The sequence below is a fragment of the Alkalihalophilus marmarensis DSM 21297 genome (genome assembly GCF_000474275.2).
Taxonomy (GTDB): Bacteria; Bacillota; Bacilli; order Bacillales; family Bacillaceae_D; genus Alkalihalophilus; species Alkalihalophilus marmarensis.
Genome location: NZ_ATAE01000023.1, coordinates 22,178 through 43,934, shown reverse-complemented (window position 1 = coordinate 43,934; position 21,757 = coordinate 22,178). Strand labels below are relative to the sequence as shown.

Below are 21,757 nucleotides of genomic sequence, written 5' to 3'. Positions count from 1 at the left end.
AACAGAAAAACGCTTTGGCATATTGCCAAAGCACTTCCTGAAGCTTATAACAGTCCTTATTAACTGCTATTATGAATTGCTATTATTGAATAAATGTATCTAATTCATAAAAATCAGGATTTCTCGTTAATGCTTCTTCGCAATCATCACACACTACGTTCACATAGAGATCTCCATTTGTTTGATATGATAACATATCTTGTCTTTCATTAGACGTTAAATGGTCAAAACCAAGTGATCTAGCATCTGTGTGGCTTTCTAGCTGACCAATATTCGTTTTGCAATGTCTGCAATAATAATGAATAGCCATAGAATGCCCCTCCTCACTTCACATACTCTTATACCTTCAGTATGATCATGTCATAAGGAGCCTATGCACCAACATTCATGCATAATGGGACAATTAATTAAATTGGTTCATTACTTCTAGAAAAGGTTTCTCAGTCCAAGCTTCTACAGCTTTAGCTGCTTGTACGATCGATTCATTCACTGCTTCTCGTTCATCAGGATGATACGTTCCTAAAACGTAATTAACAATAGGTTCGCCGTTTTTAGGTCGATCGATCCCAACTCGAATTCGTTTAAATTTATCGGTTCCTAGATGTTGGATAAGCGATTTAATACCGTTATGACCACCAGCGCTGCCTTTTTGACGCAGACGGATCTTTCCAGCCGGCAAATCCAAATCATCGTAAATGACGACTAAATCCTCAATATCGATATTAAAATAATCAAGGAGAGGCCTTACCGACTCTCCAGATAAGTTCATGTAAGTAAGGGGTTTTAAGAAGAATACTTTTTCCCCATTGATTACCTTTGTGCCATATACTCCCTTGAACTTAGCTTGATCTAGTTCTATCCCAAGCTCTTTTGCACAGTAATCAATAATATCAAAACCAATATTATGACGAGTCCCTGCATACTTTGTGCCAGGGTTACCAAGCCCCACGACTACTTTCACCTTGTCACAACCTTTCAGTTGCAACGCCCTAAAAAGGTATAACCTCGCGGCTATACCTTTTTAAACGTAAACAACATCTTATTCGATTATTATTCTTCTTTCTCTGAATCAGAATCGTCTTGATTAATTACTTCTGGCTCTTCATCTGAATCAGCTTCTTCATCCGTCTCTTCTACTACTGTAGGAGGCTGAACTGTCACAACTGTTTCTTCGTCTTCATTTGTAATATCAACAGAGACTTTATCACGTAAGTCTGTAATCTGAATTGAATCACCAATATTCAACCCAGATACATCAACTTCGATTTCCTCTGGAATATCATTAGGAAGACATTTCACTGAAATATCATAAAGCAAATGAGACAGCACGCCGCCTTCTTTTGTTCCCGGGGCTTCACCTTTTAAGCGTACAGGTACATCAGCATCAATCTCTGATTTCATATCGACTTCAAAGAAATCAACGTGTACATACTCATTTTTAAGCGGATCGATTTGTACATCGTGGATCATGACTTGATGTTTGCTTCCATCAACATTTAAAGAAAACAATCCATTCTTTCCTACCTCACGAACCGTCTTTAAAAATTCTACACTTTCTACATATACAGGCTTACTCTCAATCTTATTACCATATAATATAGCTGGAACATGTCCATCTTTTCGAATCTGTCTTGTTGCAGAACCTGTTAAGTCTGTACGTGGATTAGCTTGTAATGTTGTTGCCATTATTATCACCTCTAATTAGATTCCATTGCGTCTATATACTTTGTTCCCTAATTACATCGATTTAAAACGGCTTTTTATGAAATTAACTCATTTAAACAGCATTACACTTGCAAAAAAATTCCGCTGTACAATCTTACTATTAATCAAATAGCTTACTTACTGATGCGTGCTCATGAACACGGATAATTGCCTCACCCATTAATGCAGCAACTGAAAGCGGAGTAACCTTTTCAATCTTCTTATCTTCATCTAACGGAATCGTATTTGTAACTACTAATTCCTTAATCTTAGAGTTATCAATACGCTCCATAGCAGGGCCTGATAATACAGGGTGGGTACAACATGCATACACTTCTTTTGCACCGTGTTCTACTAAGGCATTAGCAGCTAATGTAATTGTGCCTGCTGTATCAATAATATCGTCAATAATAATCGCTGTTTTTCCTTCAATGTTACCGACAATATTCATCACTTCGGCTACATTCGGCTTAGGACGGCGTTTATCAATAATAGCAATTGGTGCTTTTAAGCGGTCAGCCATTTTACGTGCACGAACAACTCCGCCATGGTCTGGAGAAACGACAACAATATCATCAAGCTGCTTTTCTTGGAAATAGTCGGCTAAAATAGGTACACCCATTAACTGATCAACTGGAATATCGAAGAAGCCTTGAATTTGAGTAGCATGTAAATCAAGAGTTAATACTCGCGTAGCACCAGCTGTTTCAATAAGGTTCGCTACAAGCTTTGCAGTGATCGGCTCACGCGCACGTGCTTTACGGTCTTGACGTGCATAACCGTAGTATGGCATAACAACATTAATTGTTTTAGCTGATGCACGTTTCATTGCATCAATCATAATTAACAGTTCCATAATATGTTCATTTGCTGGAGCTGATGTAGATTGAATCAAATACACATCACAGCCGCGAATACTTTCTTCGATATTAATTTGAACTTCTCCATCACTAAAACGAGTTACAGAACTTTTCCCAAGAGGAACTCCGATATGCTCTGAGATTTCATGAGCTAAGTCCTTATTTGAGTTTAATGTAAAAACCTTTAAGCTTGGATCACCATATTTAGCCATTATAAATACCCTCCAGATAATAATGTATCAATACACTCACTTGTTTTGTGCATGGCACTTTTAACACGTATTATTTCTTTTGATAGCCTTCTTTATTTGTTTGACGAGCACGGGCGATCGATAACGCTTCGCCAGGTACATCATCTGTAATTGTCGAACCCGCTGCAACAAGGGCATTTTTACCGACTGTAACTGGTGCAATCAAATTGGCGTTACAACCTACAAAAGCACCGTCTTCAATCTTTGTTAAAAACTTATTTTTACCGTCATAATTTACCGTTACGGCACCACAGCTGAAATTCACATCTTCACCAATCTCAGCATCTCCAATATAACTTAAATGAGAGGCTTTGCTGCGATTGCCAAGTGTAGATTTCTTCACTTCAACAAAGTTTCCGACACGTACCTCGTTGCCGATTTCTGATTTTGGTCTGATATGAGCAAACGGTCCAATTGCCACATCGGTCCCTGCCTCACTGTCATGAACAACCGACTGACGGATCGTTGTACGATCTCCAATTTTACTGTCTTTAATCTCAGAATGAGGACCGATCACGCACTCAGATCCAATTGTCACATCACCTTTGATAACGGTTCCCGGATAAATCACTGTATCTTGACCAATCGTAGCATCTGTAGAAATATACGTGTGATCTGGATCAATCAGGGTTACCCCTTGGCGCATCCAATGTTCATTCGTACGTTGCTTCATGATTCGCTCTGCTTGTGCTAAAGCAACTCGATCATTCACTCCAAGCGTTTCCTCAAACTTAGGTGTTTGATAAGCCGAAATGACTTCGCCTTGCTGTTGCAAGATCTCAATTACATCAGGCAGATAATACTCGCCTTGCGCATTATCATTTCCGACATTTTTTAACGAAGCAAATAAAGCCTCATTGTCAAAGCAGTACGTTCCTGTATTAATCTCTTGAATATTCTTCTCTTCTTCTGTCGCATCTTTATGCTCAACAATTCGTTCAACAAGCCCTTCATTATTGCGAACGATACGTCCGTAACCCGTTGGATCATCTGCTAGAGCTGTTAGGATAGATGCTTTAGCCCCTTCTTGTTCATGATGAGCTAAAAGCTTCTCAATCGTTTCAGAAGTTAAAAGTGGTGTATCTCCACACAAAACAACCGTAACCCCTTTTTTATCTGCAAGAATATCTTCTGCTTGCATAACTGCATGACCGGTTCCAAGTTGTTCTGTTTGGACAGCATACTTCACTTGATCACCAAGCTGCTCTTGTACGACTTCTGCTCCGTGACCTACGATTGTGACTGTTTCATCAAAGCCGAGCGCTAAGACTTGATCAACGACATGTTGAACCATTGGCTTTCCATTTACAGGATGAAGCACTTTATAGAGTTTTGATTTCATTCTCGTTCCTTGACCTGCTGCTAAAATAACCGCAAACCGATTACTCATGGTTTCCCCCCAAGTGTTCCTTTTTCCATTACGAATATATCCTAAAACCGCTGTCTTTTCAAGGACTGTTCATCAGTTGTATCAAACTGGATATGTCAGCTTCTTGAACTTTTCACTTTAACAGCATGGCAGAGGGAACGAGACCACGACAAAGTAAAAAATTATGGTAGGATGATCACCTTGTTATAATAAAGCTAATCAAAAATAAAAAGCCTATCAAAAATGATAGGCTCAGAAGGTTCTACGAAGCACCAGCTTCCTCATATTCAACTTCTTCTAATTCTCCAGCTCGTTCGTACTCGCTTAGAACAGCCGTTTGAATTTTATCACGTGTACGAGAAGAGATAGGGTGAGCAATATCTCTAAACTCTCCATCAGGTGTGCGTTTACTTGGCATTGCTACAAATAAACCATTGTTTCCATCAATTACACGGATATCATGAACGACAAATTCATGATCAATCGTAATGGATGCAATCGCGCGCATCCGGCCTTCTGTATTCACTCGACGTAATCTCACATCTGTTACCTGCATGTTGTCACCACCTATAAAAGTAGATTATTCATGCTATAACAATTCTCTGTAAAATGACTATTTCCTTCTTTTATAGAAAGAAAATTTATAATCTTTTAATTTTAGTTGTTACACCTATTTATTTCACTGCACAAAAAAGACCATGCGCAGAGCATAGCCTCAAAAATATCTTACACTTATTTAACTAGAGCAATCACTTCAATTTCAACAAGAACGTCTTTCGGAAGACGCGCAACCTCTACGCATGATCGAGCAGGTTTGTGATTGCTGAAATATTCGCCGTACACCTCGTTAATGCGAGGGAAATCATTCATATCTTTAATAAATACAGTTGCTTTTACTACGGACTCAAGTGAAGCACCAGCTTCTTCTAGAACCGCTTTAAGATTTTTGAATACTTGATGCGTTTGTTCTTCCACTGTGCCGTTAATCAAGTCTCCATCTGCAGTCAATGGGATCTGGCCTGAGCTGTAAAACATATTGTTTACAATGATTCCTTGTGAGTATGGGCCAATAGCATCTGGTGCGTTGTTTGTGTGAACTACTTTCATGATAATTCCTCCTCTGCAATCGGTACAAGTTTTTCAAGTACATTGCCCGCTTCCACTTCAATCGTCTTTTCTTTGACATTTACATCGGATAAACGGGTAATCGACATATATTCATCGACAAGGCGCTCTTCTACTTCTTCTGATTCAACTAAAACTCCGATACCAACCAGTTCAGCTTGGAACTCCTCTAATAAATCCATCATACCACGAATTGTTCCGCCAGCTTTCATAAAATCATCGACAATGAAGACTCTTGAACCTGGAGCCAAGCTTCTTCTAGCAAGTGTCATCGTCTGAATACGCTTTGAAGACCCTGAAACATAATTGATACTTACCATGGATCCTTCCGTCACACGGTGATCCCGCCTTACGATACTGACAGGTACATCTAAATATTCGGCTACCGCATATGCAAGCGGAATCCCTTTTGTTGCGACAGTCATAACCGCATCAATTTTTTTGTGAGCGAGGACTGAGGCAAATAGTCTCCCGACATCACGAATGAAACGAGGACTGCCTAATAAATCCATCAAATATAAATAACCGCCAGGCAAAATACGGTCTGCCACGGCTAATTGCTCGATGACTTCATCGACAATCTGACTCGCTTCTTCTTTTCCTACCTTTGGCATAAACTTCACACCGCCGCTTGCACCTGGAATAGTCAGAAGCGTGCCATAGCCTTCTTGCTCAAATATTTCTTTGACAATGACTAAATCCTCACTTATCGATGATTTAGCCGATTGATATCTTTCTGCAAAATACGTAAGTGATATTACTTCATGCGGATGTTGCAGCATGTAGTAAGTCATATCGACCAGCCGTCCGCTTCGTTTTAATTTTTTCATAATACCCCCACTAAAACCGAATGATTACTTATAAGATACCACTTTTGTACGGTTTTTAGCAAGTAGACTAGGAACGAATTAATCGAACTGCATGCACATCACTACAGAAACCACGTAAGCCGTTATAGACTCTATGCAGCCTAGACTCTTTTTCAACTAAGCCAAATACCGTCGGACCGCTCCCGCTCATTAATACGCCGTCTGCACCAAAACGTTGCATCTGTTCTTTAATATGGCGGACTTCCGGATGCATCTCGAGAGTGACCGTCTCAAGAACATTATGTAGATGATCACAAATTCCATTAAAATCTCGATTCTTAATCGCTTTAATCATCTCTTCTGTTTTAGCATGTTCTACTTCTTCTACCTTTAACCTTTTGTAAACATCTGCTGTAGATACTCCGATTGGCGGTTTGGCAAGAATGACCCAGCAAGGCGGCGGTGATTCAATATGTGTAATGATCTCTCCACGGCCGGTTGCTAATGCTGTTCCTCCGTATACACAAAATGAAACGTCCGAACCAATTTCTGCACCGATACGAGCCAGTTCATCCAGACTTAATCCAAGTGCCCAAAGGTCATTTAACCCCTTTAATGTTGCCGCAGCGTCACTGCTGCCCCCAGCAAGTCCAGCAGCAACCGGTATTCGCTTCGTAATATAAATGGATACACCTTGCTTCACTTTGTAACGTTCTTGAAGCAGTGAAGCCGCTTGATAAGCTAAATTACGATGATCACTAGGTACAAAGCCTTCTGACACATCCACCTTAATTTTCCCGTCTTCAGTCAAGGTCAAATCAATACGGTCAGCAAGGTCTACTGTGGTCATAATCATTTCAACTTCGTGATAGCCATCTTCTCTTTTTCTTATTGCATCTAATGATAAATTAATCTTCGCAGGAGCTTTAACTGAACATTTCACCATTGTCACCTTCTATACTATCCATTTGCTTACGTTATTTTATCACTTGTTCCACCAACATACCACAGCAACGACATTTTTATACTAGAAATGGGGCCCAGTATAGGTGTATAAAAGGCCGAGACAAATGCCCCGGCCTTCTTTTCCATTATTTTGAGCCATTTTGTTCCGTTAACTTCCTCTCAGCTATTTCAACTGCTCGTTTGACCATGTTTCCAGCATCTCTTGAGCGGATACCGCCCCAGCCTTCTTTTTGAACCGTATCATAAAAGCCAAGCTCACGCGCCAGCTCCTCTTTGAATTGCTCAGACATCACACCACGTCTTCTGCTCACGATAACCAGCTCCTTATAAGAAATCGCTAACGGCACATGCCAATAAAATGATCAAGCCGTCAATCTTTTGTGACGACATTTATAGCTTGTGCTGCATATAAAAAAAGATGACTCCCTAATGCTGGCATTAGGGAGTCACTGTATGTCATCTATGATGATTCTATGTTGGACTTACTTAAGGGCTTGGGCACTTTCACCCTCATCACATAACATAAGTTCCACAGTTTCAGTTAAGATATCTGCGTAACTATACGATACACGTTCAAATGCATTCTGTTGTTCATCTAATTTCACGATGAAAACTGAAGGGTATGTTTCTTCTAAAAGCCCAGAACGTTCCATCGTTTTACGACGGCCGCCATTGGCTTTAATTGTGATCCGTTTACCAACATTGGCATCTAGTGCACGCTTAATGTCTATCAACGTTTTTCCCATTATTACACCCCACCTCACTCTTATATGTAGTATAGCACGCTTATCTAATTTTGTCAAATAAATTTTAAATTATATCAATTGGACATATCTATTGTCAATGCTTTCAACAAAATCCGTGCAACTATTTTTTTATGCTTCTTTATTTTGTCTAAGTTTGTCTTATTTTATGTACATATTCTATATTTTCCTTATAAAAAACAAGAGTATCAGCCCTCTTCTGGCTGATACTCTTGTTTGGTCGGCATTCCTCGTCTCATGACCCCTCGGGTTTCGATGCCTCCGAGCCCCTTCTCCCCAGTGATTGTATTTCGCAGTACATCCCACAAACCAATCCGGTCCATAAAAGAGGTTAAACTTACTCTAGCGGCTATATACACAGGATCAAGGGCGTGGATATTCACCCGTTCAGGGGAGCTTGCAAAATTAGCCCCTGCCCTGATCAATGTTTCAAAATGAGATTGGCATGCTCCTGCGAAAATAACTAATTCATCGCGATGAGCAACATGCTTCCTAGCAATCCTCACGCATTCGGCAAACTGCTTTGTATGCCGGTAAGAACGCAGATCATTCTCGTCGCCTTTTCCTTTCAGAAAAGCATCGTGCCCTGTCACGACTAAAATATCTGGCTGTACCATTTCAAGAAGAGAGCCTATCTGCGCGGGCATTTCCTTTTCAGGCACATGCACCCCGTAAACTGGTACGCCAAGTCTCTCATAAAGCTCTGTACATTTACGTAAATAGAGCGGATCACCGTCTAGATGCAGCACTCTTCCCCGCATCTCAAAAAAGGTCGCTTCCGCTTCATAACCAGATGTAGACTCATATTCATTACGTTCTTTCATCAGCTTGGCATCCTGCCTGAAAAGCCGGTAAGAGTTTAATTCTTTTTCTAAAGCCTTCTCTCTCCGCTTCGTACGTTCCTCTTCTGAAATAAGCACTAGGTCATTTAAGGGGGCATCTGCCCACAGGCGCATTTCTTCACCTACAAGCTCTACTGTATCCCCGCTGATCTTTTGTACTCTAAATAGTAAATCGCAATTGTAGGAAAGCCGAGCCACAATATCTCCAACTTTAAATTTCACGGCACTTCCCCCTCTCAACTCAGACTATGTCAAAAGCGGGGAAACGGTGCTAAGGTTGGAGGATTTTATACAATCTGTCACTAAGTTTTGCAAATTCTTCAATAGACAGTGTTTCACCACGTCTTTTAGGATCAATGTCCGCTTCAGCTAATGCTTGCTCAATTTCTGCTTTTTGACTTTTAGAAGCTAGGTTGTGAACTAAGTTATTTAAGATCGTTTTACGGCGGTTTGCAAAGCTCGCATGGAACACTTTAAAGAAGTATTGCTCATCTATAACTTCCACCGCAGGCTTCTCTCTTATTGTCAAACGAAGAACAGCAGAATCAACTCTTGGCTGTGGTACAAAGACAGAGGCAGGCACAGTTAAGACCTTTTCAGCTTCTGCATAGTACTGGGCAGCAATTGATAAAGAACCATAATCTTTCGTACCTGGCTTTGCTGCGATTCTTTCGGCCACTTCTGCTTGAATCATGACAACGATCCCTCGAATAGGAAGCTTTAATTCTAACAGCTTCATCAAAATCGGCGTCGTTACATAATAAGGCAGGTTGGCAACCACCATTAAATCTTGACCGTCTCTAAAGTGAGTTTCGATCGCTTCGTTAATATCAGCTTTTAAGACATCAGAATGAATGATTTGCACGTTATCGTAGGGGGATAAAGTATCTTTTAAAACAGGTAATAAACGCTGGTCAATCTCAAATGCTACGACTTGATCTGCTCTTTTAGCCAGCTGTTCAGTAAGAGCTCCGATCCCAGGTCCAATTTCAATCGCACCTGAAGTTTCATCAAGATTCGCTGCATCAACAATATTACGTAAGACGTTCGTATCAATTAAAAAGTTTTGGCCTAAACTCTTCTTAAAGTTAAACCCGTATTTTTTAAGTATTTCTTTTGTTCGGTTTGGTGTTGCTATATCTTTATGGACTGTCTCTTTATTTGTTAGATCCTTATTCATTTGTTTCCTCCTCATACACTCTTATCAATGCCACTTTAAATTCCTGCTCCGTTATATGAAAGGCATGAAGCCTCTTTAGTAGTTGTTTACCATTAGCATACCCTATTTTTAAATGCACCCCGAGAAGCTCTCTGCGCTGTTTGCTAAGAGGTCCTCCTATCAGGCCTGCTGCATGTAAATCATCCCAGGTGATGGTCTCAAGCGGTTCTTCGTAGGTTTCATGCACATTTTTTAATGCTTCCTTTATCGCTTCAATGGAAGCATTCTCTACTCCTAAATCATCACCATTTTTCGATATGGCCTCGGCTTTTGGAAGGAACGCATGCTTTACACCAGGTACAGCTTGGCTTACAATTTTCCTGATTCTCTCGCCAGGATAATCTGGGTCGGTTAAAATAATGACGCCTCTGCGTTCTTTGGCCAGTGCGATCCGCTCTAGACAAGACTTATTAACAGCAGATCCATTTGTTTCAATGGTATCTGCATCTACTGCACGCTTGACTGCCACTGTATCGTCACGCCCTTCTACGACGATCACCTCTTTTATTTTCATCCAAGAACTCCTTTACGTACTCATTCTCTATGATCTTTATATTGTAGACCGTTTTACCATAAAAAAAAAGCACAGAACGATAACGCTCTGTGCATCCACGGAACTATAGACGAATGTTAATCTAAAATCGTGATTTTAACTGACTTACGTCCCCAACGTCTTGCATCTTCTTTCGTCGGAACATGGACGTCAATCTTATTACCCTTAATTGCACCGCCTGTATCACCCGCTACAGCGGTCCCGTATCCTTCAACATGAACACGAGATCCAAGAGGGATTACACTTGGGTCAACAGCAATCACTTTCATATTACGATTATTATTCAAATTAATTCCAGTTGCTGTCACTCCGCTGCATCCGCTGCACGAAGCTGTATAAGCTGTTGCCGTCACAGTCATTGTGCGTCCGCTGCTTGCTTCAGATGACCCGCCTGATGAGTTATTCGTATTTGTACTAGGGCTAGGGCTTGCACTACGCGAAACACTAGGTGCAGCCGGACGTGTACCTACTGCAACGACACGGTCTTGGCTTTCCTTTACGGTTTCCGTTTTAACTAGTTCACGAGAAATTTCTTCCCCATCTTCTAGCACTACTTCATAATGCTTATTAACCTGGCCTTCTTCACCATCATTCACTACTTTTTCTTTTCCATTTTCAAGGTCTTCATCTCGTTTGGTAACCGTCCCAAATGCAACGGTTTCTTCCACAACATCGGTGACTTTTTCTACACGAATCACTCGGATGTCTATTGCTTCGTCTATGCGTTCTTCTAACGCAGGTTCGACTCGGTCAAGCTCTCCTAATGTAACATTCTCTCTTTCTAAAAAGTCAGCGACAGTCGTCGAAGTTGTCCAAAACTCTTGTTGTTCACCGTCACTAGTAAGCTCAACTTGAAAGGCAGATTCATAGTTTACAGCTAATTCCTCTGAGATTTCTGTAGTAACTGCTGGTTCAATATTATCATGGTCTGTATAGGCAATATCTAGTTCGTGTAAAAGCTCCTCAATTGTATCAGCAGTCGTCCACACGTCTTGCTCTTGGCCATCAATTGTTATAGCTACTTGCTTTGCAGGCTGCCACGTTACAAGCATATTTCCATCAATTTCTGTATCAAGTGATGGTTCGATATGATCATATTCGTTAACATCCCATTCCTGCTCCATCATCAATTCAGCAACAGTTGATGCATGTGTTTGAACGGTTACTTCTTCTTCATCAACCATAACCGTTACTGTTGCCTTCGTCGTCTCGTATACAGCGTAAATTACCACGCCAACGAAGAGAATGAGACTTATGACGGAGATGACTAGTTTCATCAGAGAACCATTCCCTGGAAGAAACCTGCGTATATTCGCTTCCATGTCATCCATTCCTCCTTCTCAACGTCCGAATTATAAACACTGTACCTCCTTTTTGTCAACTGACTAAATTTGGGCATCTTGCCGCATCGACTTTATTATCTATGAAAAATGCGGCTAAGAAAACCCCAACTTCTCGACACGTCCACTCTATGCGAGTCCTTAGTCGTGTAGAACAAAAACGAATAAAAAAGTTTATAGACAAGCCCCGTCACATAGCGACAAAACCTGCTATCGATTTATGCCAAAAAGTCTTTTTGCATTCTCACGAGTTGTATTCGCCACCTCATCTACATTTACCTCTTTTAGCCCGGCAATTTCTTCTGCAACAAGCTTCACATACGCCGGCTCATTACGTTTTCCTCTGTATGGATGCGGGGCAAGATACGGACAATCCGTTTCGATTAATAAACGGTCCATTGGAATATGCTTCGCTACCTCTTTGGGCCTTTTTGCATTTTTAAAAGTGACGGGTCCCCCAAGTGAAATATAGAAATTCATCTTTAAGCACCTTTCGGCAATTTCCACACTTCCACCAAAACAATGCATAATACCGCCGACTTCTTCTGCCTTTTCTTCCTCAAGAATATCGACAATATCCTGATCTGCTTCACGATTATGAATGACAATCGGCAGCTTAACCTTCTTAGCCAGCTGAATTTGTTTTCTAAATACCTCTTTTTGAACTTCTTTTGGAGATTTGTCCCAATGATAATCTAGTCCCATCTCACCTAATGCGACGACTTTCGGATTTGCAGCAAGCTCTTCTAGCCAAACTAAGTGTTCATCTTTCATATCAATTGCATCTACAGGGTGCCAGCCAACAGCAGCATATAACATATCGTATTTTTCTATTAACTCGAGCGCGCGATTAATTGTTTTTTCGTCAAATCCGACAACAACCATTTCACTTACCCCGGCTTCTTTAGCCCGGTTGATTACCTCTTCTACATCATCTTCAAACTGATCAGCATTTAAGTGTACATGTGTATCAAATAACATTTTTACACTGCCTCCTAGCAAATTATATTAGTAAAATAAATAACAAAAGGAGAAGCATGTCTCTTCTCCTTTTGACTTTATTCGATTACTTCACTTGTGCCCCATTCGGCAGACTGCCATCAATCGTAGCTAATTGTAGTTTCTTCCCTTTTGAACCCGCTAAAATCATACCTTGTGAAAGTTCTCCGCGAAGTTTAACAGGCTTCAAGTTGGTTACACAGATCACTTTTTTCCCTACTAATTCGTCTGGAGAATAATATTTCGCTATACCTGATACCACTTGACGCTTCTCGTATCCGAGATCAAGCTGAATTTTAAGCAGTCGGTCTGCACCTTTAACTTGTTCTGCTTCTAAAACTTCTGCCACACGAAGCTCAACCTTTGTAAAGTCGTCGATTGTAATTTCATCGACTTCAGGTACCTCTTCTTTTTTTTCTTGTTTCTTATCTTCTTGTGGTTCCTCACTAGCTTTCGCACCGCCCATTTTTTCTACAATATAGGCTACTTCTTCAGCTACCTCTAAGCGCGGGAAGATAGGCTTTCCTTTTTGAACGGTAACGCCAGCTGGAATTTGTGCAAACTCACTTAGAGACTCCCATGTTGTCACTTCTTCTCCTAAACCAAGCTGCTCCCAAACCTTCTTCGGTGTCTCTGTTAAGAATGGCTGAATGAGGACAGATATATAGCGAAGCGATTCTGCTAAATGATACATGACAGATCCTAATTCCTCTTTTTTAGAATCGTCCTTAGCAAGCATCCAAGGCTGTGTTTCATCAATATATTTATTTGTACGGCTTACTAACTGCCAAATCGCTGTAAGCGCAACGGAAAATTCCATTTCTTCCATCGCATTTTCTACTTTTATAACCGTTGCGTTAACTAGATCTAGAAGATCCGCATCAAATGGTGTCGCGTCTTTCACATATGTTGGAATCGAACCATCAAAATATTTATTAATCATCGCTACAGTACGATTTAGCAAGTTACCAAGGTCATTCGCTAAGTCGTAATTCACTCGCTCAACAAACCCTTCTGGTGTGAATACTCCATCAGAACCAAAAGGTACTTCACGTAATAAGTAGTAACGCAGAGCATCTAAGCCGTAGCGGTCAATTAATGTTTCTGGATCAACGACATTTCCTTTTGATTTTGACATCTTGCCGTCCTTCATTAGAAGCCAGCCATGAGCAAATACTTTCTTTGGCAGCGGCAGGTCGAGAGCCATTAACATAATCGGCCAATAAATCGTATGGAAACGCACAATTTCCTTCCCAACTAGATGGACGTTTGCCGGCCAATATTTTTGATAAACTTCATCATTATCTTGTCCATAACCAAGAGCAGTAATGTAGTTAGAAAGAGCGTCAATCCATACGTATACCACATGCTCAGGGTTGCTTGGCACTTGTACGCCCCATTTAAATGATGTACGTGAAACCGCTAAGTCTTCAAGACCGGGCTTGATAAAGTTATTAATCATTTCGTTACGGCGTGATTCCGGCTGAATAAAGGTCGGGTTTTCTTCGTAAAACTTCAATAGACGATCAGCATACTTGCTCATTTTGAAGAAATAAGACTGTTCACGGACTTTCTCTACGGGATGTCCGCTGTCAGGGCTTTTTCCGCCAATGATTTTACCATCTTCATCACGAATAGGGTCTACAAGCTGAAGCTCTGTGTAGAACGTTTCATCAGGAATAGAGTACCAGCCCTCATATTCATCTAAATAAATATCCCCTTGTTCAAGCAAGCGTTCAAAGATCGTTTGAACGACTTTTTTGTGACGGTCTTCTGTTGTACGAATAAAATCATCATAGGAAATATCGAGCTTTTTCCACAATGACTGAATATCAGCGACAATTTCATCAACAAACTGCTGCGGTGTCAGACCCTTTTCAGCTGCTTTTTGTTCAATTTTTTGACCATGCTCATCTGTTCCTGTTAAATAACGAACATCATATCCACGTAATCGCTTATAACGAGCCATCGCATCCCCTGCAACGGTCGTATAGGCATGTCCGATATGTAATTTTGCACTAGGGTAATAAATTGGGGTTGTTAAATAAAATGTTTTGTTCTCGCTCATAAAGAAAATCCTCCCACTTAATAGTAAACAATAGGTTTTTAACCAATACAAAAAGCCCTCATCCTAAATCGGGACGAGAGCATATCTCACGTGGTACCACCCAACATTCCCTTTCTCTTCACAGCAGAAAGGCTCATGAAGTCATTGACTTCTCTGTTAACGCCAGCTACGTCATCCCCTCACATAACTTCATTGCTCAAGGATGATTCCTCAAGGACCATTTTCGATGCAGCCTACTACCGGCTCTCAGCTCTACCGGCTCTCTGTCAAATAGGTCATACATGTACTTATCCCGTCATTGGATCACAAATATACATTGTATTTATTTCAATTATCCCAAGAATCTATCCAAAATATACCGAACTAAAGAGCCAACTGTCAAGAGCGATCATAAAGCGTAGCAAAAGGGGTCTTTTGTTTTGTTAATTTTCCTTGCTGACACAGGCGTTCAAGCTCTTGTTTCCACGATTGAACGTCCCAGCTTTTTTGTGCTTCTTTATTTAATGTGTCAAGTTCCTTCATTATACTCATCTCAGCGATCGGAAGATGTGGTTTTAGAGCGGTAAGCACCGCTTCATCTCCAGCTTCGGTCATTTGTCTTAATTCATCAAATGGGTTTAGCGTATGCGGGCTGGCAGAATGAGCTAATCTTATCCGCACAGCCATTGTCCTTCCAATGATAGCGGAGGATACGAATACATCACCACTTCGCAAATACGGCAGGCGTTTTCCTTCATCATGAGTTAAGTCTGTTTCTTCTTTTATCGTCTGTATATCTGTCCCCCTGACCGTTCTGAATACGAATTTCGAGTTCAACTGCGCTGTAATGGTTTCATCAAGCAGCGTTGGTCTTTGAGTAGCAAAAATTAAAAATACCCCATACTTCCTGCCTTCTTGAGCAATTTCTTTTAAGACTGATTTTGCCGGGGCATCGTAGCCTTTTGGAGCGAAGTTATGTGCCTCATCCGTTACAACGACAAATGGCGGGAAAAACTCTCCTTGCTGCTGCTGAAGCTTCGCATCTTTATAAGCGCGCCGCTTTCCGTATAGCGAGCCAATCACATAGCTTGAGAAAACTTGCAGAAGCCATACAGCACCTTGGACTACAACAAGCTGTCCTGCATGAATGCCTTGTTCAATCGCCCGAATATTTTGCTGGAATAAACCTGCTTGATTTAAGCGATTCACCCGCCACTGAATCCCTTTAACTGATGCTAGCGGCAGGCTGCCAAATTGATCTAACAACTTTTTGAATGTCGTGTATTTCGAAATCTCCTCGCGTGACATCCCCCCATCATGAAGGAAGCCCTCTACCTTCTGTTTTCCAAGCTCAAGTGCTTCTGCCAAATTGGCGACACGATCACTGAAAGACTGATAGCTGTCTTTACGCTTGTGAATCGTTTGAATGACATTGACCATAGATTCACTAAGAGATCCCGCTGCTTGAAGAAGCCTCTCTACATCTCTCGTTGATAAAGCTGAAAAGTCAACCCCGACATCACGGCCAATCTGTACCACCGTATAGCGATCATGATAAGACGGGGCATCATCTATTCCGCTCGCTGCAGCAGCGAAATTCATTTCAAAATGGGGGTCAAATACGATCGTTGGAATTTGAAGTTTCATCAATTCCTCAAGCATTACACGCAGGCCAAATGACTTACCTGAACCAGAACCGCCAAAAACCCCGATATGAGGGTATTGCTGCATTGCACGAATATCAAAGATAAACGGAACACCGTTTTGAGGACGAGGATTATCTTCTTCTTGAATATGTAACAGCCCGTTTAAGGAATCTGGCAGACTGGGTGCAATAAAATCCGTTGATTTCACTTCCCCAAGCACCATCCCATCTGTCGGGTTAGAATGTACAAGCAGCGATTCAATTTCATGAAACTCTGGATGCCTGATTCTGGCCCCAGTCTGAATAGGCTGCGGTGCCTCTTCAAAAAGACGTACCTTTGCTAGATGAATATCATCAGCTCCAATATCATATCCAATATGCTCTAACGTTTTCAGTACTTGATCATCGACAATTCCCTTATCAAATCCCATTGGAATATAACGGTTATAGGAGAAAGTTTCGACTACTTCTCCTTTAGGATTTTTTAATGACTGATCTTCTATCACAACCATTTCATTCATCCGGAACTTATGCTCTTTGGATGCAACATATACTTCATGCTGAGTCGTAACCCCTACAATTTGCATTCGTATTCCTCCTTAATAAGGTCTGTCTTGACGTTTTTGTATAAACAAACGTTGTTTAATTTCCGGGTCAATGTATTGCTCAACTAACGCTTCTACTAGGCGGTCTGTCACTCGAACATCCCGATCGACATGATCCAGCCAAAAAGGGATGCCTCTCCCATCCTTTGGTGTAAGGGTATAGAGGAGATCAGAGACCAGATCTCGTTTCTCAACCTGCTCAATTAAGAGGTCAAATCCTGTAATACTAGGTGCTGAGCTAGGTCGCATCCATGATGATGACAAGCCTGCCTTTTGTTGAATGTCTTCTAAATGAATCATCTCGCCTCGATTAAGTTTACCAAACAACAAATCACGGTCATACGTATGAGGTTTTCTAGCATGATCTTTGAAAGCTGGCAGTTTAATCAAATTTTCTGTCGTAATTTCCTCTGATACCCCAACAAGGAGCACGTCTTTCTCTAAAGCAAGAAGTCGTAAACTTTCCCATTCTTCCGGAGCATCAATCCTATAATGATATAAAGCCCCGTCCATCATAAGGAATCCTATATCCTTTTCTTCTATTAATTTCTTAGCTACCTCAAGTTCAATTTTAGCTAATAAATGAGACCGCCATTTCATCGGCTGTTTCTCCTGTTCAATCTCTTCTTTTGTATCAAGCAAAGGAGTGTAGACATCTGACTCTCTGCATTCATGTCCTGAGATGGTTTTGGCTAATGCTTGGAATAAATAAAGAAGATGCGGCGGTTGTCCTTTTGTTTGATTCACAGACCCATCCACTCCTGCTATCTCACGACCATTTAACCAATTCGACAAAGTTCTTGTCGAAAGCGACTCCATTTGTCGAAAGTAAGTGCCAGAGTCACGCAACTTTTGTCGAATAAACTCTTTTTCATTTGTCGAATCAGCGTAGATCGTTTTTAATTCGTTTCCTATACCTTCTAACTTTCTTGCAAGATCTGGGGATAGGTTCAACATACTTTATTTACCTCCTTTTAAAAAAGCTGATATACCAAGGTTTATAGAGATGGAATAAATTACATGTGTTTTTATATAAAAATATTTATAAATTAATTGACTTGTTTTGGAAACACTGGTATTCTAAAAACAGAGAGAAAAATGTCGAATAATGACACATAAACTTATAAATATTTTTTAGTCTGAGAGGAGACGATTTATAATGAAATCTACAGGTATTGTACGTAAAGTTGATGAATTAGGTCGTGTAGTTATTCCAATTGAACTACGCCGCACACTTGATATTGCAGAGAAGGATGCTCTTGAGATCTACGTTGATAACGATCGCATCATTCTAAAGAAATATAAGCCAAACATGACTTGCCAAATTACTGGTGAAGTTTCTGATGATAACCTTTCTATTGCAGGCGGTAAAATCATCCTTAGCCCACAAGGTGCTCAAGATATCATTAAAGAATTACAAGATTACGTTTCTCGTTCAACACAATCTTAATAAACCCTTTATGATAAAAGACTCTGTTATCCAGAGTCTTTTTTTGTATTACGTATGATATGCCTGATATACTTCTCGCTTAGGCAGATTCCGATCAGCTGCAGCTTGTTTTATCGCTGTTTTTGAAGGCATTCCTAGAGCAATATAATGTTCTACATGCTGATTAAGATCTAGCTCGTCCCACCACTTGTCCTCTTTAATTTCTTCTGTTAAACCTTCTACAATCAGGCAAAATTCTCCTTTCACTGTACCAGTTTTACACCATTCAATAGCTTCTTCTAACGTGCCACGCTGATACTCTTCAAACTTCTTTGTTAACTCCCGGCAAATGGTTATTTTTCTGTTTCCCAAGGTTTGATGCATGGCTTCTAAAGTCTCTTTTAAGCGATGAGGAGCCTCATAAAACATAAGTGTTGCTTTGATCACTTTCAGCTCCTCAAGGGTTTCGGTCCTGTTTTTCTTCTGACGCGGCAAAAAGCCCGCAAAGAAGAAGGATTCTGTATTAAGGCCTGAGGCGATCAGGCTTGTGAGAGCTGCATTCGGGCCCGGAAGTGATATGACAGAAATGTCTTCTGCAATGGCTAGCTTGACAAGGTCATGTCCTGGATCTGAAATGGCTGGCATACCCGCATCACTTACAAGTGCAATTGTTTTTCCTTCTTTTACTTTTTCAATCAGCGTATTTCCTGCTTTTTCTTTATTATGCTCATCATATCTCAACAAAGGTGTTGTAATCTCAAAATGATTACAAAGCTTCTTAGATTGTCTCGTATCTTCAGCAGCAATATAGTCTGCTTCTTTTAATGTACGGATGGCACGGAAGGTCATGTCTTCTAGGTTACCAATTGGTGTTGGCACCAAATAAATGACGCCAAAATCCGTATCACCTCTAAAACTAGCTTGTTCTTTCATTGTTTTCACCACTCTCTAAAACGTAACGTTCCTTCTGCTTTCTACTCAACTTCTTAATAGCATACTCTTCTTGAAGTGCTTCTTTTTTCGTTTCGAATTCTTGTACATACTTAAGCGTGAACGGACCTCGTCCTTTTGTATACTTCGCACCTTTGCCTGAGCTATGCATATCTAGTCTTCTACCTACATCTGTCGTATAACCTGTATACCAGCTGTGGTCGCTGCATTCAAGAATATAGACATAATGGCTCATGATCCGATATACACCTCTTCAAATTCCTTTGTATATTCCCCGTCAAGTCCATAAACAGTTAAAGGGGGCAAGCACTTAAGACCAGAGCTTCCATCTTTAATACCCTCTATTAACACAATGTTTGCCTCCTTGCCCTTTTTCGGGTGAACGAGCTGCATTCGTTTTGGTTCAATTCTGTAGTTCTTCATTAAGTAAATGATATCACTTAAACGCTCCGGACGATGGACAAGCGTCACTTTCCCCTTTTGTTTAACATATTGGCTGCATACGCGAATCACATCTTCTAATGAGCAGTGAATTTCATGTCTTGCAATGGCTAAATGAAGATTTTTATTCTTCTCTTCTTCAGATACGGTTTCAAAATAAGGCGGATTACATGTCACCACATCAAAGCTGCCTTTTTTTATCGATGGCGGCAGTTGATTAAGATCCGCTAACTCAAAATGAAGCTGCTGGTTCAATTTATTTAATTCCTCATTTCGCCGAGCCATGTCCCATAGTCTTTCTTGGATTTCAACACCTGTAATCGTTGCTTTTGTGCGGGTGCTTAATACAAGAGGAATGACTCCATTGCCAGAACATAAATCGAGAATGTTTCCTTTTTGTATGGGAAGATAAGTAAAGCGGGCGAGTAAGATGGCATCTATTGAAAATGAGAATACCGATGGACTTTGAATGACTTTTAGATCTGTCCCGGCAATATAATCAATTCGCTCATCCTGGTATAGATTATCCAAACTGTCCAACTACCTTTCTATTGTCTTAAACACTGCTTAAACGTTTTCTATGTAAACAAAAGGCCTTCCTTTTAAAATGGAAGGCCTTTTTAAGAGGCATACATCAACTTTATTTTTGATGCAAGAATGATAAGCAAAAGAGGCAATCATCACCATCAGAACGCAAGCTTCCATAATGAGTATTACACACATGAAACCCTTCTTGATAAAGGCGTGCTAAATTATCATAGCCTTCACCCACCACCGGCTTCTTCTGTGCTTTATCTTCAAGAGGCTTATCATTTGTTCGTTCCTCTTCTGAGTCGAGCCGCTTCCTTAAGTTATCATTTTCTATTTGCATATAATGATTTTCTTCAATTAAGTGGGCGAGCTGCTCTTTTAAGCCACGTAGCTCATGATGAAGCTCTCCGATCCGTTCTTCAATTTGACTCACCTTTTGAAAGATTGCCTTTTTCTCCACGTAGCTCCCACCTCTTTATTCTCTGGCTTCAGCTGCTGCGACTTTGTGTTCTGTCAGCTCATCGAGTGTAAACTCAAGAACTCCTTCGTCACTTTCAAGTATATCTACTTGAACGAGCCGCTCAAGCATATTCAGCCCTACTACTTTACCTTTTCCATGTGGAGTTTTAATATGTTTTCCTACATCAGGCAATTCTTTTTTAGCTGACTCATACATATCATTTTCATACTTTAAGCAACACATTAAACGCCCGCATAAGCCAGATATCTTAGCTGGATTTAATGATAAGTTCTGATCCTTTGCCATCTTTATTGACACCGGTTCAAAATCACCTAAAAATGATGAACAACATAAAACTCTCCCACATGGGCCAATCCCGCCGAGCATTTTCGCTTCATCTCGGACTCCAATTTGACGCAATTCAATACGTGTTCTAAAAACAGCGGCAAGGTCTTTAACTAACTCTCTAAAGTCAATACGACCATCTGCTGTAAAATAAAACAATACTTTATTGCGGTCAAATGTATATTCAACATCAACTAGCTTCATATCAAGCTGATGTTCATTAATTTTATCTGTACAAACATCAAATGCCTTTTGAGCCTGTTCACGGTTCTCTTGAACAGTCAGCCGGTCCTTTTCTGTAGCAATGCGGATCACTTGTTTTAAAGGTAATACGACATCTTGTTCCTCTACAGATTTGACACCAATGACCACACGGCCATACTCGACACCTCTTGATGTTTCGACGATGACAGCTTCTCCTTTTTCAAGCTCTAAATCACCTGGGGAGAAGTAATAGATTTTGCCCGCTTTTTTAAAACGGACGCCTACGACTTGATGCAAC

At 40.6% G+C, this 21,757-nt stretch carries 25 protein-coding genes and 1 other annotated feature; of the genes, 1 reads left to right on the top strand and 24 read right to left on the bottom strand.

The window, feature by feature from the left end; all coding sequences use genetic code 11:
• Positions 1-82: 82 nt before the first annotated feature.
• The 19 genes from A33I_RS08015 to A33I_RS07925 all read right to left on the bottom strand — a co-directional run bounded on the left by A33I_RS08015 (position 83) and on the right by A33I_RS07925 (position 18,055).
• Complete coding sequence (locus tag A33I_RS08015; protein WP_012957075.1) at positions 83-310, bottom strand: anti-sigma-F factor Fin; 228 nt, start codon at positions 308-310, stop codon at positions 83-85.
• Between the two features lie 93 nt (positions 311-403).
• Positions 404-961: an aminoacyl-tRNA hydrolase gene (gene pth, locus A33I_RS08010; RefSeq protein ID WP_031311514.1), complete on the bottom strand. Its 558-nt coding sequence runs from the start codon at positions 959-961 to the stop codon at positions 404-406.
• A gap of 89 nt (positions 962-1,050) precedes the next feature.
• On the bottom strand, positions 1,051-1,686 hold the full coding sequence (locus tag A33I_RS08005) for a 50S ribosomal protein L25/general stress protein Ctc (protein WP_022627963.1): 636 nt from the start codon (positions 1,684-1,686) through the stop codon (positions 1,051-1,053).
• A 139-nt stretch (positions 1,687-1,825) separates the two neighbouring features.
• Positions 1,826-2,776, bottom strand: a complete 951-nt coding sequence (locus A33I_RS08000) for a ribose-phosphate diphosphokinase (RefSeq protein WP_012957072.1) — start codon at positions 2,774-2,776, stop codon at positions 1,826-1,828.
• A 70-nt stretch (positions 2,777-2,846) separates the two neighbouring features.
• Positions 2,847-4,205, bottom strand: a complete 1,359-nt coding sequence (gene glmU, locus A33I_RS07995; RefSeq protein WP_022627962.1) for a bifunctional UDP-N-acetylglucosamine diphosphorylase/glucosamine-1-phosphate N-acetyltransferase GlmU — start codon at positions 4,203-4,205, stop codon at positions 2,847-2,849.
• A 241-nt stretch (positions 4,206-4,446) separates the two neighbouring features.
• Positions 4,447-4,740: a septation regulator SpoVG gene (gene spoVG / locus A33I_RS07990; RefSeq protein ID WP_012957070.1), complete on the bottom strand. Its 294-nt coding sequence runs from the start codon at positions 4,738-4,740 to the stop codon at positions 4,447-4,449.
• A 176-nt stretch (positions 4,741-4,916) separates the two neighbouring features.
• Entirely contained in the window at positions 4,917-5,291 is a 375-nt protein-coding gene (locus A33I_RS07985; RefSeq protein WP_022627961.1) for a RidA family protein, read from the bottom strand.
• Positions 5,288-6,139 carry a pur operon repressor gene (gene purR / locus A33I_RS07980; protein WP_022627960.1) on the bottom strand — a complete coding sequence of 284 codons (852 nt, stop codon included), beginning with the start codon at positions 6,137-6,139 and terminating at the stop codon, positions 5,288-5,290. The genes A33I_RS07985 and purR overlap by 4 nt, the downstream gene beginning before the upstream one ends.
• A 67-nt stretch (positions 6,140-6,206) precedes the next feature.
• Positions 6,207-7,061, bottom strand: a complete 855-nt coding sequence (gene ispE, locus A33I_RS07975; protein ID WP_031311513.1) for a 4-(cytidine 5'-diphospho)-2-C-methyl-D-erythritol kinase — start codon at positions 7,059-7,061, stop codon at positions 6,207-6,209.
• 148 nt (positions 7,062-7,209) lie between these two features.
• Positions 7,210-7,395: a small, acid-soluble spore protein, alpha/beta type gene (locus tag A33I_RS07970; protein ID WP_022627958.1), complete on the bottom strand. Its 186-nt coding sequence runs from the start codon at positions 7,393-7,395 to the stop codon at positions 7,210-7,212.
• A 171-nt stretch (positions 7,396-7,566) separates the two neighbouring features.
• The gene (gene veg, locus A33I_RS07965; RefSeq protein WP_012957064.1) at positions 7,567-7,830 is read right to left on the bottom strand and encodes a biofilm formation stimulator Veg; all 264 of its coding nucleotides are present in this window, start codon (positions 7,828-7,830) and stop codon (positions 7,567-7,569) included.
• Positions 7,831-8,036: 206 nt separating this feature from the next.
• On the bottom strand, positions 8,037-8,912 hold the full coding sequence (gene yabG, locus A33I_RS07960; RefSeq protein ID WP_022627957.1) for a sporulation peptidase YabG: 876 nt from the start codon (positions 8,910-8,912) through the stop codon (positions 8,037-8,039).
• A gap of 49 nt (positions 8,913-8,961) precedes the next feature.
• Positions 8,962-9,870, bottom strand: a complete 909-nt coding sequence (rsmA, locus tag A33I_RS07955; RefSeq protein ID WP_022627956.1) for a 16S rRNA (adenine(1518)-N(6)/adenine(1519)-N(6))-dimethyltransferase RsmA — start codon at positions 9,868-9,870, stop codon at positions 8,962-8,964.
• Complete coding sequence (gene rnmV / locus A33I_RS07950) at positions 9,863-10,423, bottom strand: ribonuclease M5 (RefSeq protein ID WP_022627955.1); 561 nt, start codon at positions 10,421-10,423, stop codon at positions 9,863-9,865. The genes rsmA and rnmV overlap by 8 nt, the downstream gene beginning before the upstream one ends.
• Before the next feature lie 116 nt (positions 10,424-10,539).
• Positions 10,540-11,784 (bottom strand): G5 and 3D domain-containing protein, encoded by a 1,245-nt coding sequence (locus A33I_RS07945; RefSeq protein ID WP_022627954.1) that lies wholly within the window; start codon positions 11,782-11,784, stop codon positions 10,540-10,542.
• A 228-nt stretch (positions 11,785-12,012) separates the two neighbouring features.
• Positions 12,013-12,783 carry a TatD family hydrolase gene (locus A33I_RS07940; RefSeq protein WP_022627953.1) on the bottom strand — a complete coding sequence of 257 codons (771 nt, stop codon included), beginning with the start codon at positions 12,781-12,783 and terminating at the stop codon, positions 12,013-12,015.
• An 85-nt stretch (positions 12,784-12,868) separates the two neighbouring features.
• The gene (gene metG, locus A33I_RS07935) at positions 12,869-14,869 is read right to left on the bottom strand and encodes a methionine--tRNA ligase (protein ID WP_022627952.1); all 2,001 of its coding nucleotides are present in this window, start codon (positions 14,867-14,869) and stop codon (positions 12,869-12,871) included.
• A gap of 66 nt (positions 14,870-14,935) precedes the next feature.
• Positions 14,936-15,177, bottom strand: a binding site (T-box leader).
• A 70-nt stretch (positions 15,178-15,247) separates the two neighbouring features.
• Positions 15,248-17,080 carry an ATP-binding protein gene (locus A33I_RS07930; RefSeq protein ID WP_022627951.1) on the bottom strand — a complete coding sequence of 611 codons (1,833 nt, stop codon included), beginning with the start codon at positions 17,078-17,080 and terminating at the stop codon, positions 15,248-15,250.
• A 12-nt stretch (positions 17,081-17,092) separates the two neighbouring features.
• Positions 17,093-18,055: a DNA double-strand break repair nuclease NurA gene (locus A33I_RS07925; protein ID WP_022627950.1), complete on the bottom strand. Its 963-nt coding sequence runs from the start codon at positions 18,053-18,055 to the stop codon at positions 17,093-17,095.
• A 202-nt stretch (positions 18,056-18,257) separates the two neighbouring features.
• On the opposite strand from A33I_RS07925, the gene A33I_RS07920 reads away from it, so the two are divergent.
• Positions 18,258-18,548 (top strand): AbrB/MazE/SpoVT family DNA-binding domain-containing protein, encoded by a 291-nt coding sequence (locus tag A33I_RS07920; RefSeq protein WP_012957055.1) that lies wholly within the window; start codon positions 18,258-18,260, stop codon positions 18,546-18,548.
• A gap of 48 nt (positions 18,549-18,596) precedes the next feature.
• On the opposite strand, the gene rsmI is transcribed toward A33I_RS07920, so the two are convergent.
• The 5 genes from rsmI to A33I_RS07895 form a co-directional block, all read right to left on the bottom strand.
• Entirely contained in the window at positions 18,597-19,460 is an 864-nt protein-coding gene (gene rsmI, locus A33I_RS07915) for a 16S rRNA (cytidine(1402)-2'-O)-methyltransferase (protein WP_022627949.1), read from the bottom strand.
• On the bottom strand, positions 19,444-19,713 hold the full coding sequence (locus A33I_RS07910; RefSeq protein ID WP_022627948.1) for a GIY-YIG nuclease family protein: 270 nt from the start codon (positions 19,711-19,713) through the stop codon (positions 19,444-19,446). Before A33I_RS07910 ends, rsmI begins: the two co-directional genes overlap by 17 nt.
• The gene (locus A33I_RS07905) at positions 19,710-20,450 is read right to left on the bottom strand and encodes a tRNA1(Val) (adenine(37)-N6)-methyltransferase (protein WP_022627947.1); all 741 of its coding nucleotides are present in this window, start codon (positions 20,448-20,450) and stop codon (positions 19,710-19,712) included. Before A33I_RS07905 ends, A33I_RS07910 begins: the two co-directional genes overlap by 4 nt.
• A gap of 109 nt (positions 20,451-20,559) precedes the next feature.
• Positions 20,560-20,910, bottom strand: a complete 351-nt coding sequence (gene yabA / locus A33I_RS07900) for a DNA replication initiation control protein YabA (protein ID WP_012957051.1) — start codon at positions 20,908-20,910, stop codon at positions 20,560-20,562.
• Between the two features lie 15 nt (positions 20,911-20,925).
• A complete protein-coding gene (locus tag A33I_RS07895) occupies positions 20,926-21,756 on the bottom strand; it encodes a PSP1 domain-containing protein (RefSeq protein WP_012957050.1) in 831 nt (276 codons plus the stop codon).
• Position 21,757: the final 1 nt, after the last annotated feature.

What these genes read in the sequence shown, in the direction of transcription:
- glmU (WP_022627962.1), bottom strand. Translation starts at nt 4,205, where the DNA reads ATGAGTAATCGGTTTGCGGTTATTTTAGCAGCAGGTCAAGGAACGAGA.
- spoVG (WP_012957070.1), bottom strand. Translation starts at nt 4,740, where the DNA reads ATGCAGGTAACAGATGTGAGATTACGTCGAGTGAATACAGAAGGCCGG.
- rnmV (WP_022627955.1), bottom strand. Translation starts at nt 10,423, where the DNA reads ATGAAAATAAAAGAGGTGATCGTCGTAGAAGGGCGTGACGATACAGTG.
- A33I_RS08005 (WP_022627963.1), bottom strand. Translation starts at nt 1,686, where the DNA reads ATGGCAACAACATTACAAGCTAATCCACGTACAGACTTAACAGGTTCT.
- A33I_RS07930 (WP_022627951.1), bottom strand. Translation starts at nt 17,080, where the DNA reads ATGCAAATTGTAGGGGTTACGACTCAGCATGAAGTATATGTTGCATCC.
- A33I_RS07940 (WP_022627953.1), bottom strand. Translation starts at nt 12,783, where the DNA reads ATGTTATTTGATACACATGTACACTTAAATGCTGATCAGTTTGAAGAT.
- A33I_RS08015 (WP_012957075.1), bottom strand. Translation starts at nt 310, where the DNA reads ATGGCTATTCATTATTATTGCAGACATTGCAAAACGAATATTGGTCAG.
- A33I_RS08000 (WP_012957072.1), bottom strand. Translation starts at nt 2,776, where the DNA reads ATGGCTAAATATGGTGATCCAAGCTTAAAGGTTTTTACATTAAACTCA.
- metG (WP_022627952.1), bottom strand. Translation starts at nt 14,869, where the DNA reads ATGAGCGAGAACAAAACATTTTATTTAACAACCCCAATTTATTACCCT.
- A33I_RS07945 (WP_022627954.1), bottom strand. Translation starts at nt 11,784, where the DNA reads ATGGAAGCGAATATACGCAGGTTTCTTCCAGGGAATGGTTCTCTGATG.
- A33I_RS07920 (WP_012957055.1), top strand. Translation starts at nt 18,258, where the DNA reads ATGAAATCTACAGGTATTGTACGTAAAGTTGATGAATTAGGTCGTGTA.
- A33I_RS07925 (WP_022627950.1), bottom strand. Translation starts at nt 18,055, where the DNA reads ATGTTGAACCTATCCCCAGATCTTGCAAGAAAGTTAGAAGGTATAGGA.
- A33I_RS07910 (WP_022627948.1), bottom strand. Translation starts at nt 19,713, where the DNA reads ATGAGCCATTATGTCTATATTCTTGAATGCAGCGACCACAGCTGGTAT.
- purR (WP_022627960.1), bottom strand. Translation starts at nt 6,139, where the DNA reads ATGAAAAAATTAAAACGAAGCGGACGGCTGGTCGATATGACTTACTAC.
- veg (WP_012957064.1), bottom strand. Translation starts at nt 7,830, where the DNA reads ATGGGAAAAACGTTGATAGACATTAAGCGTGCACTAGATGCCAATGTT.
- A33I_RS07985 (WP_022627961.1), bottom strand. Translation starts at nt 5,291, where the DNA reads ATGAAAGTAGTTCACACAAACAACGCACCAGATGCTATTGGCCCATAC.
- rsmI (WP_022627949.1), bottom strand. Translation starts at nt 19,460, where the DNA reads ATGAAAGAACAAGCTAGTTTTAGAGGTGATACGGATTTTGGCGTCATT.
- rsmA (WP_022627956.1), bottom strand. Translation starts at nt 9,870, where the DNA reads ATGAATAAGGATCTAACAAATAAAGAGACAGTCCATAAAGATATAGCA.